This window comes from Undibacterium sp. SXout20W, assembly GCF_049340285.1.
Classification (GTDB): domain Bacteria; phylum Pseudomonadota; class Gammaproteobacteria; order Burkholderiales; family Burkholderiaceae_D; genus Undibacterium.
Map to the genome: position 1 here is coordinate 92,787 of NZ_JBMPPH010000006.1, position 16,243 is coordinate 109,029.

Consider the following 16,243-nt stretch of genomic DNA (forward strand, 5'->3'; position numbering starts at 1 on the left):
CGCGATCAGAAAGAAAAATTATTTAACACATCTGGAGCGCCAGCTGCTTTGGCATTGGCTTCATTTTCAGCCAAACGCGTGGCATCCCAGATTTCAAAATGACTGCCCATACCAAGAAGCATGATGTCACGCTCAATCCCTACCGCATTACGCAGTTCTGGCGCAACCAAAATACGTCCAGCACTGTCCAGATCCACATCGAATGCATTACCGAGAAAAATTCGCTTCCAGTCGCGTGCCTGGATCGGCCAGGCGGCAATTTGCTCACGATGAGATTCCCAAGTTGGCCGCGGAAATAGCAATAAACAACCGTCAGGATGACGTGTCAGGGTGACGTGCCCCTGAAATTGCTCGCTCAGGGCATCACGATAACGGGCAGGAATAGACATTCTGCCTTTCGCATCGAGATTGAGTGCGGATGGACCCTGAAACACGCTTGTACCTTTAACCTGGACTTTGATTGAAATGAGAGGTCTTGTGATAAGAATCAATTATTGGGGTTTTATCCCACAAAAATACACTTTTTCACACTGATTCCCACTTTAGAGGATGACTCGAACATGGTCAAGTAAAATTACAAGGCTAAATTTGAATTTCTTTAATGAAGTCAATGACTTAGCGCAACTACTTAAAAAGTAATTTTTAGAAATAGTCCTATAAATTAATGACTTACGAAATATTTTGAAAGTGGCTTATCACATATAAGCCTGATGGTCAGCAAAAAGCTAACCGAAGAAAGTTATGAAATAGAGGAAATTACCCGATCATGCAAACATGTTGCCTACACTTAAATATGGCATAACCATGGTTAACAGGCATGAGGTTGACGTTCCAGTTACGCAGAAAAAGGATTAATTTCAACTTGCGAGCATTTTTTTCAACTAAGAAGGCCGTTTTAATTTCGCTTGTTTTTGCAATAAATGCTGGAAATCCTTAGCAGCAATCGCTTTACTGAAGTAAAAGCCTTGGTATTCATCGCATTTAAAATCACGCAATGTATTCAGTTGGGTCTCAGCATCCACCCCTTCCGCAATCACTTTCAGACCCAAGGTATGCGCCATTGCGACGATCGCCAGAACAATTGCGGTATCATTCGGATCGGTAGGAATGTCTTTAATAAACGAACGATCGACTTTTACACTATCCACTGGGAAACGCTTTAGATAGGCGAGAGAAGAATAACCTGTTCCAAAATCATCGATAGACAACGTAAACCCGGCTTCCTTGAAACCATCCATTAACACAATCGCTTGCTCGCGATTGTGCATCACCATGCTTTCGGTAATTTCGAACTCGATAGCATTCGCAGGCACTCGCCAAAACTCGACCACACTTTTGACTTCATCTAGCAACAGATGATCATTGAACTGCGAACCAGATAAATTAATCGCAATACGGCCAAACCGGCTATCTAACTGACGGAAACTCAACACGTCACGGCACGCCACATCCAGCACCAACATGCCCAATCGAGGAATCAGGCCAGCCTCTTCTGCCAGCATAATAAAGTCGTTCGGGTAAAGAATTCCACGTTCAGGGTGATTCCAGCGCACCAGCGCTTCCGCCCCAACAATAAGTCCAGTCGCTACCGACACCTTTGGCTGATAATAAACCACGAACTCCCGACGCTCTATGGCCTTTCGCAAACGCGCCTCAAAGGCCAGCCGTTCGACGGTGTGGGTGTTCATTTCCGAGGCATAGAACTGGAAATTATCTTTACCTTTATTTTTCGCACGATACATCGCGATATCGGCATTTTTTAGCAGCGTCTGGGCATCACGACCATCGGTCGGGAATGTTGCAATACCAATACTGGCGCTGAGCTGGCACTCTTGCCCGTAAATTTCGAAAGGTTGCGATGCCTCAAACAACAGCTTGTCGGCAATATCACCCAAGTCACGCGGTTCGCTGAATTGATCGATCAGCAAGATAAATTCATCACCGCCAACGCGCGCCACAATATCTGATTCACGCAGCGTCTGCCGGAAGCGCTGAGAAACGCTACGCAAAACTTTATCGCCTTCGTCATGGCCAAAGGTGTCATTGATATTTTTAAATCGATCCAGATCAAGAAATAAGACCGCCAGCCTGGTCCGATTTCGTTCTGCGAGGGACAGAGCTTTTGCCAAATGCTGGTTGTAGAGAAAGCGATTCGGTAAGCCGGTTAGCTCATCATAGTGCGCAAGTTGCAGAATTTTTTTCTCGGATCGACGACCTTCTATCGCAATCGTCGCGATCTCAATCATGATACCAATTAGGCCCATGTCTTCTTCAGTCATGCAAGGAACATCCGGAAATAACACCGTGAAGCTGCCTAAAACATGCCCATGCTTATCCATCAAAGGCCACGCCATACTGGACTTAAACTCGGATAACTCTTCGAGTCCATTAACAAATTGCATACAAGGTGCTTGTTGTAAATTTTCTATCTGTACGGGACAAGCGATGGATACCGCATCACTCCAAATCCCGTTGCCGTGAGTGACAGACATATTGGTCATTTGACTGAGCAATATTTTAGGAAATTTATGCCCAACGCCTTGCGTAAAGGTTCGTTGATCATCAGACAGAAGTTGCAAACCTACCGACCACGAGGGTCGCATTTCTTGCACAAAATCGCATACTGCATTCAAAATATAAATAGGATCTTCGTTCGCGCCGATATATTGTAATAAGCGATTTTGTCCTTCCAGCAAACGCTCTGTATATTTTCTGGCGTTAATGTCTCGCTCTACGCAAAATAGTAGGGTTTCTCCTTCAATCTCAACCGGACTCAAAGAAACTTCGCTATAAAATGGCATCCCATTTTTTTCAAGTTGCCACTCGAAACACTGCGGCGAACCAGAAAAGGCCATGTCAATTAAGTTTGAAATTAAAGCGTCTTTATCAGAATCATAAAAACCCGGGACAGATTGTTTCTGAGCTGAAAAGCTGCCAACTTGCTTACCAACGATATCCGTCTCTGATTTTGCCCCCAATAATTTTACCGCCGCATGATTGCAATCGACGTATTGATAGGCGCGATTAATAATCAAAATGGCGTCTTGCGCACCAGTAAAAAGTATTCGATACCTGTCCTCACTTGCGATAAATTTAGCTTGTGAAATCTGCAGTCGTTTTAGTTGCCACATTAACACCAGCGCCAACAGCACAATGAAAGCAACCGTTAACGACGTGAACAAGATTCGTTGTTGCAAACGTTTATTCCAATCGACCAATATGTTATCCATATTTCTCGCATAGACGAGAGTCATAGGAGCGCCGGTAATTTTGCGATGAGTGTACAGATACTCGCCACCACCATCCAGAATAGAACCACTAATTAAAGTACCCTCGTTGGCGACGTCTTCAATCGCTGCTAAAAGGTCCGGCTGAATCGGTGGATGATCAAGAAAATTGGCGTCAAATGGGGCTCTGGCGAGTATGTTGCCATGCTGGTCATGTAGCGAAATTCCTGCAGCGCTACCGCGCGCGACTATTTCGTAAAATTCTTGAAAATAGCTCAACCTGACATCCGCCTCCAAAATGCCGATGTCCTGTCCTTTTGAATCATAAATATGGCGTGCAATCGGTAAAATCCATTGATCCGCCTCTGCTAACTTGGTTGAGTTACCAACGACCAGATCTGTGTAGGCAGGTCTTTTCAATAAGAGATCGATGTGAGTCAATGTGGAATTGCGATTCGCCAAATCTTTGAAAGGACGACTAGAGAAGCGTCTGACGCCTTGTCTATCAAACACGGAAAGCGAATATATAAACTGCGACTCTTGTCTTTGGCTCAGTAAAATTTTTTGTGCCGAAGCGTCATAAGTGGGTGACGCCGGATCTAACGCACGCATTTCGCTGCTGGTAGCATCCATTGCACGTACAGCTTCATTCAAAGCCCGGCTGGCATGCTCCTCCAGAATCCGCACTGTAAAATAGCTATGCTGCTGGGCGTCAGCCAGCGTCAAGCCTTTATCTTCGCGTATCGACCACCAACTCTGGGTCACAATTGCGACAACGATAAGAAGAACACAAACAACGAATGCCGACAACGGCACCTCGCGTTGCTTTTTTATGCGTTGAGTCTCCATGCGCTTGAGGGTGATATGTATTTGTTGATATGGTTCCTGATGCGTCGCAGTGATCAACGCCTCAGGGAAAGTAGTACAAAAATAGCTTTATTAATTTATTAAAGTTTAAGTGTAAGTCTAAGTGTAAGTGTAAATTCAGGGATTCAGTTTAACACCAGAGTTTTTGAAAAATTACTACAATCTTCGTACTTTGAGGAAATTGTTTAAATATTTCCAAATAACGCGAACAATGCAAAAAAACCACAGATCGTCGCCATCTACAATTATTTGCCGATGAACAACATTCAAGGTAAATTATCAATATAACATTAGAAAGTGGCGATGCTGTCGATTTTTCGATAGCGCAAAGCAGAAAATAGCTGACATGGGACTCGACGCATCACATATGACACGCATCACTCTGATCGCACTAAATTAACCGCAACGCCACACGTTTGACGTCGATCACTAAATATTAGTGGAATTAGTGAAATAGAAATTAGTTGAAGCAGGCCGATAGGCCGGATTTTGTTACGGCATCAGGCATTGCTACCTTCCGCTATGACAATCATTCCTCTAGGCGCCGGATTACTCCGCCGCTCAAGCTTTCTACCCGCACGCTCCGCGAGCCGCCTCAACGCGTGCCTATTTGAAATTGCTCCGGGTGGAGGTTACCGCGTTTCACCGTAACTTAATACGCTCGTCTCTGTGGCCCTATTCCTCGTCTTATACTTTCGCTTTCGCCAAAGCTTTCAACGTACGGCCGTTAGCCGTCACCCTGCTCTATGGAGTCCGGACCTTCCTCCCGTCGCCATGCAAAACATGGCAACCAGCGATTGTCTGGCCTGCTTCGGGCTCTATTTTACCTCAGAACAGGCACCATCAGTAGCAGTAAGCTTCCATTGACGTCAATACCATCGTTGCGACAACGACAGATTTTATCGATTATCGTCAGAAGCACTGCAAATTTTGTAGGCTTTCTGGTAGCTTACTGCTTTTCCTTGTTCAGATTTCTTATCATGTCGAATTCTCGTTCTGGCGGTCAACTCATCGTGGATGCATTACAAATTCACGGTGTCGATACAATTTTTGGTGTCCCCGGCGAGAGTTATCTCCCAGTTTTGGATGCATTGCACGACAGTCCCATACGTTTCATTATCAATCGCCAGGAAGGCGGCGCTGCCTTCATGGCAGATGCCTATGGAAAAATGACTGGCAAGCCAGGCATCTGCTTTGTCACACGTGGCCCAGGTGCCACCAACGCCTCCATTGGTGTTCATACAGCGTATCAGGACTCAACCCCAATGATTTTATTCATTGGCCAGGTTGGTAATGATTTTGTGGAACGTGAAGCATTTCAAGAAATCGACTATCGTCGCATGTTTGGGCAAATGGCTAAATGGGTCGCACAAATTGACCACGCGGATCGGGTGCCTGAATACATTGCGCGAGCTTTCCAGGTTGCAACCAGCGGTCGGCCAGGACCCGTCGTTTTAGCTTTACCGGAAGATATGCTGGCACAAGTTGCAGACGTTGCGGACACCCGCCGTTACACGCCGGTGCAAGCATCCCCATCGCCACAACAGCTTGCACAATTCCGCAATATGCTAGCGGTTGCCCAACGTCCAGTTTTGTTGATCGGTGGTAGTGGGTGGGATGTTGCCGCCTGCAATAATATTCGCGATTTCGCCAGCAGCAATCATCTCCCCCTCGCCTGTGCATTCCGCTTTCAGGATTTAATCAATAATGCGGATGCGAACTATATCGGTGATGTCGGCATTGGCATCAATCCCAAACTGGCGCAGCGCATAAAAGAGGCCGATCTGGTCATTGCAATTGGCCCTCGCCTTGGCGAAATGACGACCGGTGGCTACACGGTTCTGGAGGCCCCTATCACCAAACAAAAACTGATTCATGTCCACAGCGATGCTTTAGAACTTGGCCGTGTTTATCAGGCAGATCTGATGATCAATAGCGGTATGAAAGAATTTGCGGACGCGCTGGCTGATATGGAAGCATTGGATGCTGCACAAAAGTGGCAGCATAATGTTGCCGAAGCGAAGGCTGATTTATTGGCATGGCAAGTTGAACCCGCTATTTTTGCACAAGAGAATGCACCTCTCAATTTGTGGCAGGTCGTACAAGAGATCATGCGCCAAACACCCGTCGATACCATCATCACGAACGGTGCAGGAAATTACGCAACCTGGGCGCACCGTTATTTCCGCTATGGTGGTTTCCGTACCCAACTGGCGCCTACGTCGGGAGCCATGGGCTACAGCGTGCCGTCAGGGGTTGCGGCAAAAATTATTGATCCAGAGCGCACGGTAATCACCTTCGCGGGTGATGGCGAATACATGATGAATGGACAAGAGTTAGCAACCGCAGTTCAGTACAAAGCGGGTGTCATCATTATCGTATTTAATAACGGTATGTATGGAACTATTCGTATGCATCAGGAGCGTGAATTCCCGGCACGTGTTTCGGGTACCGAGCTGCATAACCCAGATTTTGCCGCGCTTGCTCGCGCCTATGGCGCAAGTGGCGAAACTGTTCTAAGCACCGCAGAATTTGCCCCCGCACTTGAGCGTGCGCTCAAGTACAGCCGTGAGAATCAATTACCCGCGCTGATCGAATTACGTTACGACGGTAATTTAATCACTCCAGGTGCGAGTCTGGAAGCGATTCGAAAGCAGGCAAAGGCATCTGGAAAATAGCATCGCAAATTCGCATCAATCGCCTAAAACACCATGCCGTCGCGCATGGTGTTTCTTCGTTAACTACAAAAAATATTGTGCGATAAAAGACTTATCAACAACCTATTAAAGTCAATCAAATATCATCCGTAGCGTTACCAATGTCGCAGACGGCGATCCAAAGTCCTGGAAGCGAAACCTCATCGCTTTTTTTAATAGATGAGCGGATGCCGACGTTGATGACTGGGCACTGAGGCATGAGCCTGTGTCTCGAGTGGGAAGTTAACAATCCAATGACCAAGGAAAAACGGCGCATTAAAGTCTTCTGCGATTTGTCCATGGCAAAACTCTGGTGCAATGTTTGCCGCCAATTCAGTCTGAATAATTGGGTGATCTGGATCGGTGACAGAAAACTCACCAACAATGAGCGAACAGCCTGGATGTTGCGGATCCTTGTTGAATTTGTATGATAATGCTGCTCTGTCATTTGAAGGACCGACCAGTAGGCGCTCATTTGATCCTGATACGTTGTCGTCCCTGGATATCCAGCTGGCTGAAAAACGAAAAAAATAGGTAGCGATGGCCTTCCCATGCCGTCCAAGATTTTGTCCATTGACAACAAAGCCATTCGCAAAATCATTCCAGCGAATAGCAATACAACGAGGACGAGAAGCGTCAAAAGTAACAGAAGCCATGTTAAACCACCTTTGAAAATGGAACTTTCAAGACGACAATAAAATCTGTTTAGCAAACAGATTGAGCGATCAACGCAATACGTTATCTTGAATGGCTCACCAAAATACTGTTGAGCATTAGCTGTATTTTTATTGCGTGATACACGACAACATCAGTCTCCTCTTCAACGCACAACGGGCATGTCAGACCATCTGATCCATGAAAATCCAACGAGTTCCATAAATGTGGTTGATTAGCCAAAAATGTGCGACTGAAGTCACTTTCTATGGTTTTTAGTATTATTTAAAAATATAGAAATTTCAACATCTTTTTTATATTTTTTCGTATTTTTCATACTTTTTAATTCTATTCGGGACTTACGTAAAACGGTCCCTGCAAGGCCTGGCGGCGAAGGCAGTACAAATAGTGCGACTAGGAAATATAGTGCTGTTGTGGCTGTCTTTCGTAAGTCCCGCAAATGCTCAAAAAAATTACTCAAAGAGTAATAGATTAATGAGCAATTGAGCTTTGTAGTCGAGTTTCTTTATTTCGCTGTTGACGATGTTGCCATGCAGATAAAATACCTGCCATAACGATCATCACAAAAATCCAGGCGATATAGGCTACCAATAAGGCTGGCTTATAAGCGGGATTTACAGTTCCAGAAAAGAAACTGATCTGCGAACCATACATTCCCTGCATATAAAGCCATGCAAAGCCATGAATGAGACCTAGATGCAACATGTAGAACAACAGCGGATGACGGCCAAACAGCAATAAAACAGGCCAAGCTTGTCTGACATGACGTTCTAACAGATACAAAGCAAACAAGCCGACACTTACGGTGATACAGAGATACAGTAACGATGGCGGGTATTTGTGTACTTTGATAAACGCCATGAGGTCAATCAACCATCCCTGCCCCTGTGGCATCCAAGGATCTGGATCGCCATAATAATTACCGCTACGCAAAATAATAAAACTCAGCATCAACAAAATGGCAGCGCCAAGCAAAAAACGATCACGACGCGGCGGCTGCCACGTCATTACTGGCCCCATCGCATAGCCTGCCGCCATCAAACCTATCCATGGCATCAACGGATAAGCAAAAATAATACGAAAATCGTCGCCTAAAGAAATAGCACCACCTTGATGCCAAAGTCGCAGCCACAGACCGGCATCTTTTGCATGCCACGCGTCAAGTAAATTATGCGGTACGATTAAAGCGATCGCTATGCCGATCAACACCCAGCGCGGCAACCAAATGAAAATACTCAATGCCATCATGGCGACGCCAATCGCCCAGATCACCTGCAATAAGACGAAATGAAAACCAAATTGCCAACAAAAGCTGACCCATGTCCATTCGAGTACGACCAGCATCAAGCCACGGGACAGCAAGTAACGAGACATCTGCTGCAAATCGTAACGTTGTGCGCGGAGAAAAGCGGACATGCCGGCCAAAAGCACGAATATTGGTGCACATAAATGCGTAATCCAGCGCGTCCAAAACCATGCTGCCGAACCAGCGTTCCAATCAAGGGGATCAAATGCTGTCGGAGCAAAAAAATCTCGCGTATGATCCAGCGCCATGAGTATGATGACGATGCCACGCAGAAGATCAATTGAAGTCAGGCGACTACTTGGTTTCAACTCCGGCTCCTTATTTTTTAGCGATTCAATAACGGCAAATAATAACAACTACAGGCAACCTCGGGCGCGGCAATTTCAGAAAATGGCAATGCTCATTTCTCTTTTTGAAGCAAAGAAAAATATCTAAACGCACGACATTACGTCTCACTTTCAGTGATGTCACGCAATAAATTTTTTTGCAAACCTTGCCGCGCTTGTCTACGCGCTGTACGTTGCGGGTGTACTGCCTCGTGCGCCCCCGCATTACGTTGACGCGCCGCCAACGCCAGCAAGTTACGTGGCTTAGACGTGGGTATTGAAAGTGTCATTTTCTTCTTCATATTATCCCCCTATGGATTCACTCCAAAGTCTCTATGCATAAGCAATTTGATCGGGATATTTTTCACCGGGAAACCATCCGGCGATAAAAAACCCCGACAAGTTTTCTTTACCAGGGTTACAAAGTGAACGACCGGCTCAGGTTGGTGTTGTACCGTAATCCCTGAGCAAGCTGCGCAGAGATCTTACGATATAGGTTTTGATCTTGCATCAGCCTTGCGTGGCATGGTCGTCCTTTCTAAAAAAAATAAAATCGTTCAATATATCGTCATTCATATTCATGCATACAGCGAGTGCTTCATTGTGCACGATATAAAAACAGCCTGTCAATCTGACGTTCTCATTTCATTACAATTCCATGAGATCACGACCAACCACCAGATTCCCGGAAAAATAGGGGCGCACTGCGTCAGCCCAAACCTCATCAGCTAAAAATGGATATCCACCAGGAACAAAATGCGAGAGTACCAAGGTTTTTACCCCAGCCTCTGAAGCTACTCTCCCAACTTGTTCGGTACTGGTATGGCTGGCTAATAAATGTTCGCGTAAGGTTTTTGCATTTGTTTCCGTTGCAATCAATTTGTCGAGCGAAGGGAGATGCATAACCTCATGCACCAATACATCGGCGCCTTTTGCGAGCTTGATCAAATTATCAGATGGATGCGTATCACCCGAAAAAACAATTGACCGATCCGGGCAATCAAAACGATAAGCAAATGCTGGCGACACGGGAGGATGTTCGACAAGTGCCGCCGTTACTTTAACGTTCGCATCTTGCATCACAAAGCCATCACTGGTGATTTCGTGCACCTGAAACAAATCTGCCAATGATGGCCTGCCTTCATCCGCCATTCTTGTACGAATATCGTAGTCATTCATTTGCAAAAATAATTTACGCATTTCGGCGAGGGGCGGAGGGCCATAGCTTTCTACTTTGGTGTGCAGATCGGCTGCCCAAGCCAGCAACATTAAATTGCCAAAATCCGCGTTGTGATCGGAATGCTGATGGGTGATAAAAATGTTTTTTATGGATGATAATTTCAACTTTGCTTTAATAAATTGATTCGCTACGCCATTTCCACAATCAATGACATAACTCGCGCCATTAACGACCAACACTTGCGCCGGTGCAGCCCGATTCGGCTTAGGTGTTGGGCCACCAGCGGTTCCTAACAGAATCAAACGCGATTTACCGTTATCGGCATCGGCTGCGAACGCATTGCCAAGTCCAGACAAACCTGATGCAACGCTGGCACCTAGGGCAACTGAATGATGTAAAAACTGGCGACGTGAAGTGGATAGGGAACCTGATTTTTTCATTATAAAAATCTCACTGTGAAGCATGAAATTAAAAGTGTAGCACGCGACTATTGTCGATAAATCAAAACTGTCGCATCGATAACATCATCGTACTCATAAAATATAATTCCGTGCAGCAATAAATATTAATTCATGCACAACTTGTGTTGGTCGCTGAGCACAAATTATTCCGTTGTGAATAATTTACTGGCAGCAACCTAATTGGTTCTGGTATTTTGTAGGTAGTGCCTTGTTCAACAGTTTTTTGAAAAGTTCCTGTTCTCCCTCATTGCCTGAATTTCAGTCTCAGTAAGGAAAGAAGTCATGGAAGTAATCGGATTTAAGCTTCGCTGGCTCGTCAAGAACCTATTCTTTGTACTTTCAATGGCTTTCTGCGGTTGCTCGTTTGCAGGTACGGTCATGACTGATGCTGTCTGCGGTAAACCATCTGAATTTCCTCAAATCCCGACTGCGAACGCTGCATGGACACCAGGGCTTGGGAAATTACGCCTCGAAAAAATATGCTGGCTACGCATCGACCGTCCATTGCCGTACAACGAACTATTGAGTTTTAAAAGTGTATGGATCGATATTGCGCTCTATGATAAACAGGCCAACGTAATTGGAAGCGTGCTTCATAATGGACCGAGCCATAATGCGCTCGTCAGTGCGAATCGTGTTAGTTTTGTCGTGCAAAATGCAGCTTATCCATTATATGCGCGCATCGCCATTTCGCCGATGACCTCATTCTACGACCCGATTGAACTCTCGAGCATGACGATGGAAGACGCGAGTTCAGTTGCCCGTAAGGCAGAAAACACCAGCGTGGCGGAGTCCGCTGTCTTGTTAGGCTTTGCTTTGGTTATGTTAGCGTTCAGCCTTTTTTTACGAGACGTCAATTATGCGCTGTTTGCTCTCTATGCTTTTTTCCAGGCGGCATTTATCATCTTCAATGACGGTTTGATTTTCGCATTCTCAGATTTACCGCCATGGTTTTTACGTTTATTCGTCTTAACTTATTGGCCGGCAAAAGCGGTGTTATCCGTGATAGTGACCAGGATCGGCGGATTTCAACAACATAGTCCTAAAATTGCTATTTGCATGTTGTTAATAGCAGGCTGCTACTTAATGCTGCCTCCACTTTCTTTTTATGAGGCAACGCTACCAATCAAAACGGTGCACATACAGGACTACCTTGATTTTTTATGGTTTCCAATCGCGTTATGGGGCTTATTTCGTGCGACCCGCCAACATCAAAAAGGGACGCCTTTATTAATTTTTGGTTTGCTTCCCATAGCGCTTCTTTGGTGGCCGGTTGCGCTGATTAATATTCAACCCAAAAGCTGGGGTTGGCGTTATGAGCCGCCATCAGGTACGACATTGGACGTGATTCAAAATTTATTCTTGCCAACACTTTTATGTATCAGTCTGGCTTACCGTTCTTTCGTGTTGCATAAAGAAGCAATACGTATTGCGCGAGAAGATCAACTAACCGGTCTCGCCAATCGTGAACGCCTTGCAGTACAGGGCGAAATGATGCTCAAAAATAATCATCATCCCCATATTGCGGTGGTTGCAGTTAACGTTGATCGATTTAAAGCAATCAATGAAACTCTGGGACATGACATTGGAGATGCGGCATTGATCGAAGTAGGACGACGGCTTTCTTCTATCCCCAATACAGTGGTTGGTCGCAGTCAATCAGATCAATTTTTTATTATTTGGATAGGCATCCATAATATTGGTGATTTACAACGGCATCTGAAAGAAAAATTCTTTTCGGCAATCACAGTCAGTCAACAAACAATCGATATTTCTTTATCGGCCGGTGTCAGTTTACAAATCAATGTCAGTATGCAAAAGCATATGCATTGTGCCGAAATCGCGCTCGGTGCAGCTCGCGCGTCCAAATCTGGTTGGGAAGTCTATCGTCCGGAAATGGATAGCAATAAACTCGGTGATTTGAGCTTGCTTTCTGAATTACGCAAAGCCATTCAAGATAATCAATTGCGAATTTATTTACAACCGAAGGTCAGAATTAACGATGGCGCTATTACCTCCGCAGAAGCACTTGTACGTTGGCACCATCCGACACGTGGCATGATCCCGCCTTACCAATTCATTCCATTTGCAGAGCATACAGGGCACATTAGCGCTATCACCGTGTGGATGCTGAAAGAAGCCATGCAGTTAGTCGCTGCTTGGCGCCAGGCTGGAGATCCGATACAAATTTCAATCAACTTGTCTACCTTCGATTTACGAAATCACAATATTGTTTCGATTATCGAAACGCTTCGAGAGACCAATCATGCCTCCGCAGAAGATATCCGCCTTGAAGTGACTGAAAGTAGCGTCATGAGCGACGCTAACACCGCAATTGTTGTGTTAGATCATCTGCGCATGCTCGGCTATTCGATCGCACTAGATGATTTTGGTACAGGTTATTCATCTCTCGCGTATTTGCAAAAAATGCCGGTATCAGAGTTAAAAATAGACCGCACGTTTGTGGCAAATGTAAAACCTGACACCGATGCGGCGCTCCTTCTCTTGTCAACGATAGAACTGGGACAAAGGATGAAACTACAAACTGTCGCAGAAGGCGTAGAAACAATCGATGAATGGGAACTAGTGAAAAATTTTGGGTGTCAATATGTACAAGGATGGTACGCCGCCAAACCGATGCCGGTGACTGAGTTTCTGCAATGGCGGAAATTGAATAATCCATTTGATTATCGCCATCCCGTCAAAATTTTACCAGGATCAACTTAAGGAATACAAACAATCAAACCCTGCTCATCCGGCAAAACGCCACGATAAGCAAATGTAAACACGAGACAATTAGCGTTCAGTAGCACCATAGCATCAAAGTCGTATAACCGTAGTTTAATAAAGCCGTATCTCAAAAAATTGCCTTAAAAACCTTTGTTTTTGTCTCAAAGATGAAAACAAATTCGCTGTCGTAGTTGAGTTTTTACAACCCATCCACATAAGGAGAATGACATGTCTGTTCAGCAAAAAATACCCGGTATGCCTGGCAATGGTGCAGAAGAGAATAATGAGAATCCCGGCATGCCGGGCAATGGCGGAGAAGAGAGCGATCTGACGGGAATGCCAGGAAACGGCACTGAGGAAGATGATCTGGTAGGAAAAAATGAACCAGGGATGCCAGGCAATGGCTAAAAACATCAGATAGGATTGTTATTGCAAAAGTGAAAAAAAACGGAGCAAGCAAAGGCTCCGTTTTTTCTTTATTGATAAAAAATCCTGGCTCTTACAACAAATAGAAACAGATTTTTCTTATTACTGACCTATATGTTGACCTATATGTTGACCTATATTTTTGTCCAAAAATTTCTCAACACGCGTCCAGAAGTCGACTTTATTTTTTAAAAGTCGCCATCCATGCCCTTCGTCAGGGTACGAAACCCATTCGACGTCTGGATTACCTACTTTGACTGCTTTATAGAATTTTTCACCGTGTATTTCGGGAACGCGCTCATCAACACCGCCATACGCCAGCAATAGCGGCTGCTTGATGCGAGCAGCCTGTACCAATGGCGACACAGCCTTGAGCTGTTCTGCCTCTTTGACCGGATCACCAATCATGACTGGCATTCCATATTTTTTCTGAACTTCATTGGTGTCGCTCCATTTGACGGAATATAACAAGTCGATGTCAGTAACACCGACCCAGTTAATGCCACAGCGAAAAATATCAGGATTATTGACCAATCCCATCAACGTTGCATATCCACCATAACTCGCCCCAGCGATGCAAATACGTTGAGGGTCCGCAATACCCGACGATATCGCCCATTTGGCAGCATCTGCAACGTCATCTTGCATTGCCCGTCCCCATTGCTTCCATCCCGCATGAAAATGGTGATATCCGTAACCGATACTTCCTCGGAATTCGGGCTGCAGCACCACATAGCCACGCGATGCCAAAAACTGCACCTCGGATTCCCACTGCCAAAAGCCGCCGCGTACCCATGGACCGCCGTGAACTAACACAACCATCGGCAAATTTTTCCCGCCGGAGCCATTGGGGATGGTGACGTAGGTTGGGATATCCATTCCGTCCCGCGCCGTCACGTGCACCAAATCCATTTTCGACATTTTTTTCGACTCAAGATCAGGATGAGAAGCGCCGAGTCGCGAAATCTTTTTCGTCTCTTTATTGAAGAGAAGGAAGGTATGTGGCAAGACGTCCGAAAATGCGTCAATGACGACATAAGGTGTTTCAGCACGAGAGCCAAAATCAATCCGGTTGGTCGTTGTCGGCAGCAAGCGATCAATTGTTTTTTGCAGTGCCTCCATCTCTGGATCAAACCATTGTGTTACTTCGCCATCGACATCGTACCGCACACCAACTAATCGATTCTGATTGAACAGAAGTCCACCATCAATATCATACTTAGAAGAGGCAACGACCGCGTCTGGAAGCAGACGATTGTGTTCTAGATCAAAGCGATAGATCGCCGTCTTGTCTTTCCCATTATTCGAGGCAACATACAAGACATTATCCGGTCCGATGGTAATTGGTTCAAACGCATCCTTGCTCAGAAAATCAAATTCAGCAAGTTTGCGCCACTGTCCCGTCGATGGGTCATTATATTGCACAGTACGCATGTGTCCTTTACGAATCACCACAACGCGAAGCGTCCCGTCTTTATCAAAAAACCACTCATTAGCGTAAGCAGGCGCATCCAGTGTCACCGTGCGTCCATTACGCGTATTGAGTGTTTTCACTTGCCAAAACTGATCAACATTTTTCCCGTACCCTTCTATTTGCCCGATAAAGACGTCATTGCCGGTTTGGTTCTGTTTTGCCGCAATAAAAAAATTATTCCATGGCAGGATATTCGCTTCCAGTCCCGATTTTAAATATTCGATATTTCTTTCAACCAATTGTCTGAATTCGGTGCCATCGCGATTGACGGCATAGAGCCCGGGTGCGTCATGGATATCGGCTTGTGCAGCCTGTAGATCCCCCACATTGAGGATCAGACGTTCATCATTAATCCACTGAAACATCACGACGTCCGCCACCTCAAACGAGGCGACGGGTTGCGGTGTCATGGTCTCCAGATCAAGAACAACCAACGATGCGCGATGCTCTTTATTAGGAATCCGAACCGCGACAAATTTGGCATTGGGCGATAGTTTCGCACCACTAAAATTCGCATTTTTGAAAAACAATTCGGCGTCGGGCAGCGTGCCTGACCAAGCGGACATTGTCAAAAATAACGTGGCTGCCAATAGGAGCCTGATCATGCGATGCAGCGTCACAAAACGTGGAGGGTAGAGGATCATATTGAATGTCAAATCAACTGTTTTTATTGGCACTTATCCGCGATAGGAAAGCAAGTAAGTTTTACTTTTCAACGATGGCGCAATTTGATATATTAAAATTTTAATGAAATACATATTTTTATAACATCATAAAAAAAGGCCGACAGCTTGTCGACCTTTATCTCGTTTCATGTGTTGTTTCGCGTGCAGTTGCGTTTGCAGTCTTGCTTACTGTCCTGCTTACTGTCTTGC

Annotated in this window: 10 protein-coding genes and 1 other RNA gene; 3 read left to right on the forward strand and 8 right to left on the reverse strand. The window is 45.4% G+C overall.

Annotated elements, in window-relative coordinates:
* Window positions 1–5 precede the first annotated feature (5 nt).
* The 3 genes from mraZ to rnpB form a co-directional block, all read right to left on the reverse strand.
* The gene (mraZ, locus tag ACO0K1_RS05545; protein WP_423023526.1) at window positions 6–434 is read right to left on the reverse strand and encodes a division/cell wall cluster transcriptional repressor MraZ; all 429 of its coding nucleotides are present in this window, start codon (window positions 432–434) and stop codon (window positions 6–8) included.
* Between the two features lie 447 nt (window positions 435–881).
* A complete protein-coding gene (locus ACO0K1_RS05550) occupies window positions 882–4,076 on the reverse strand; it encodes an EAL domain-containing protein (RefSeq protein ID WP_423023528.1) in 3,195 nt (1,064 codons plus the stop codon).
* Window positions 4,077–4,556: 480 nt separating this feature from the next.
* Window positions 4,557–4,907: RNase P RNA component class A (gene rnpB, locus ACO0K1_RS05555), an RNA gene on the reverse strand.
* A 167-nt stretch (window positions 4,908–5,074) separates the two neighbouring features.
* Here rnpB and ACO0K1_RS05560 point away from each other — a divergent pair.
* Window positions 5,075–6,772 carry a thiamine pyrophosphate-binding protein gene (locus ACO0K1_RS05560; RefSeq protein WP_423023530.1) on the forward strand — a complete coding sequence of 566 codons (1,698 nt, stop codon included), beginning with the start codon at window positions 5,075–5,077 and terminating at the stop codon, window positions 6,770–6,772.
* A 191-nt stretch (window positions 6,773–6,963) separates the two neighbouring features.
* On the opposite strand, the gene ACO0K1_RS05565 is transcribed toward ACO0K1_RS05560, so the two are convergent.
* The 4 genes from ACO0K1_RS05565 to ACO0K1_RS05580 all read right to left on the reverse strand — a co-directional run bounded on the left by ACO0K1_RS05565 (window position 6,964) and on the right by ACO0K1_RS05580 (window position 10,717).
* On the reverse strand, window positions 6,964–7,446 hold the full coding sequence (locus ACO0K1_RS05565; protein WP_423023532.1) for a hypothetical protein: 483 nt from the start codon (window positions 7,444–7,446) through the stop codon (window positions 6,964–6,966).
* A 490-nt stretch (window positions 7,447–7,936) separates the two neighbouring features.
* A complete protein-coding gene (locus ACO0K1_RS05570) occupies window positions 7,937–9,079 on the reverse strand; it encodes a DUF1624 domain-containing protein (RefSeq protein WP_423023534.1) in 1,143 nt (380 codons plus the stop codon).
* A gap of 137 nt (window positions 9,080–9,216) precedes the next feature.
* Window positions 9,217–9,387, reverse strand: a complete 171-nt coding sequence (locus ACO0K1_RS05575; protein WP_423023536.1) for a hypothetical protein — start codon at window positions 9,385–9,387, stop codon at window positions 9,217–9,219.
* A gap of 358 nt (window positions 9,388–9,745) precedes the next feature.
* Window positions 9,746–10,717, reverse strand: a complete 972-nt coding sequence (locus ACO0K1_RS05580) for an MBL fold metallo-hydrolase (protein WP_423023538.1) — start codon at window positions 10,715–10,717, stop codon at window positions 9,746–9,748.
* Window positions 10,718–11,020: 303 nt separating this feature from the next.
* Between ACO0K1_RS05580 and ACO0K1_RS05585 the strand changes: the two genes are divergently transcribed.
* Both ACO0K1_RS05585 and ACO0K1_RS05590 read left to right on the forward strand, forming a co-directional pair.
* On the forward strand, window positions 11,021–13,465 hold the full coding sequence (locus ACO0K1_RS05585; RefSeq protein ID WP_423023540.1) for a putative bifunctional diguanylate cyclase/phosphodiesterase: 2,445 nt from the start codon (window positions 11,021–11,023) through the stop codon (window positions 13,463–13,465).
* A 231-nt stretch (window positions 13,466–13,696) separates the two neighbouring features.
* Window positions 13,697–13,876, forward strand: a complete 180-nt coding sequence (locus ACO0K1_RS05590) for a hypothetical protein (protein WP_423023542.1) — start codon at window positions 13,697–13,699, stop codon at window positions 13,874–13,876.
* 120 nt (window positions 13,877–13,996) lie between these two features.
* Here the strand turns inward: ACO0K1_RS05590 and ACO0K1_RS05595 are convergent, their stop codons facing one another.
* Complete coding sequence (locus ACO0K1_RS05595) at window positions 13,997–16,012, reverse strand: prolyl oligopeptidase family serine peptidase (protein ID WP_423023544.1); 2,016 nt, start codon at window positions 16,010–16,012, stop codon at window positions 13,997–13,999.
* Window positions 16,013–16,243: the final 231 nt, after the last annotated feature.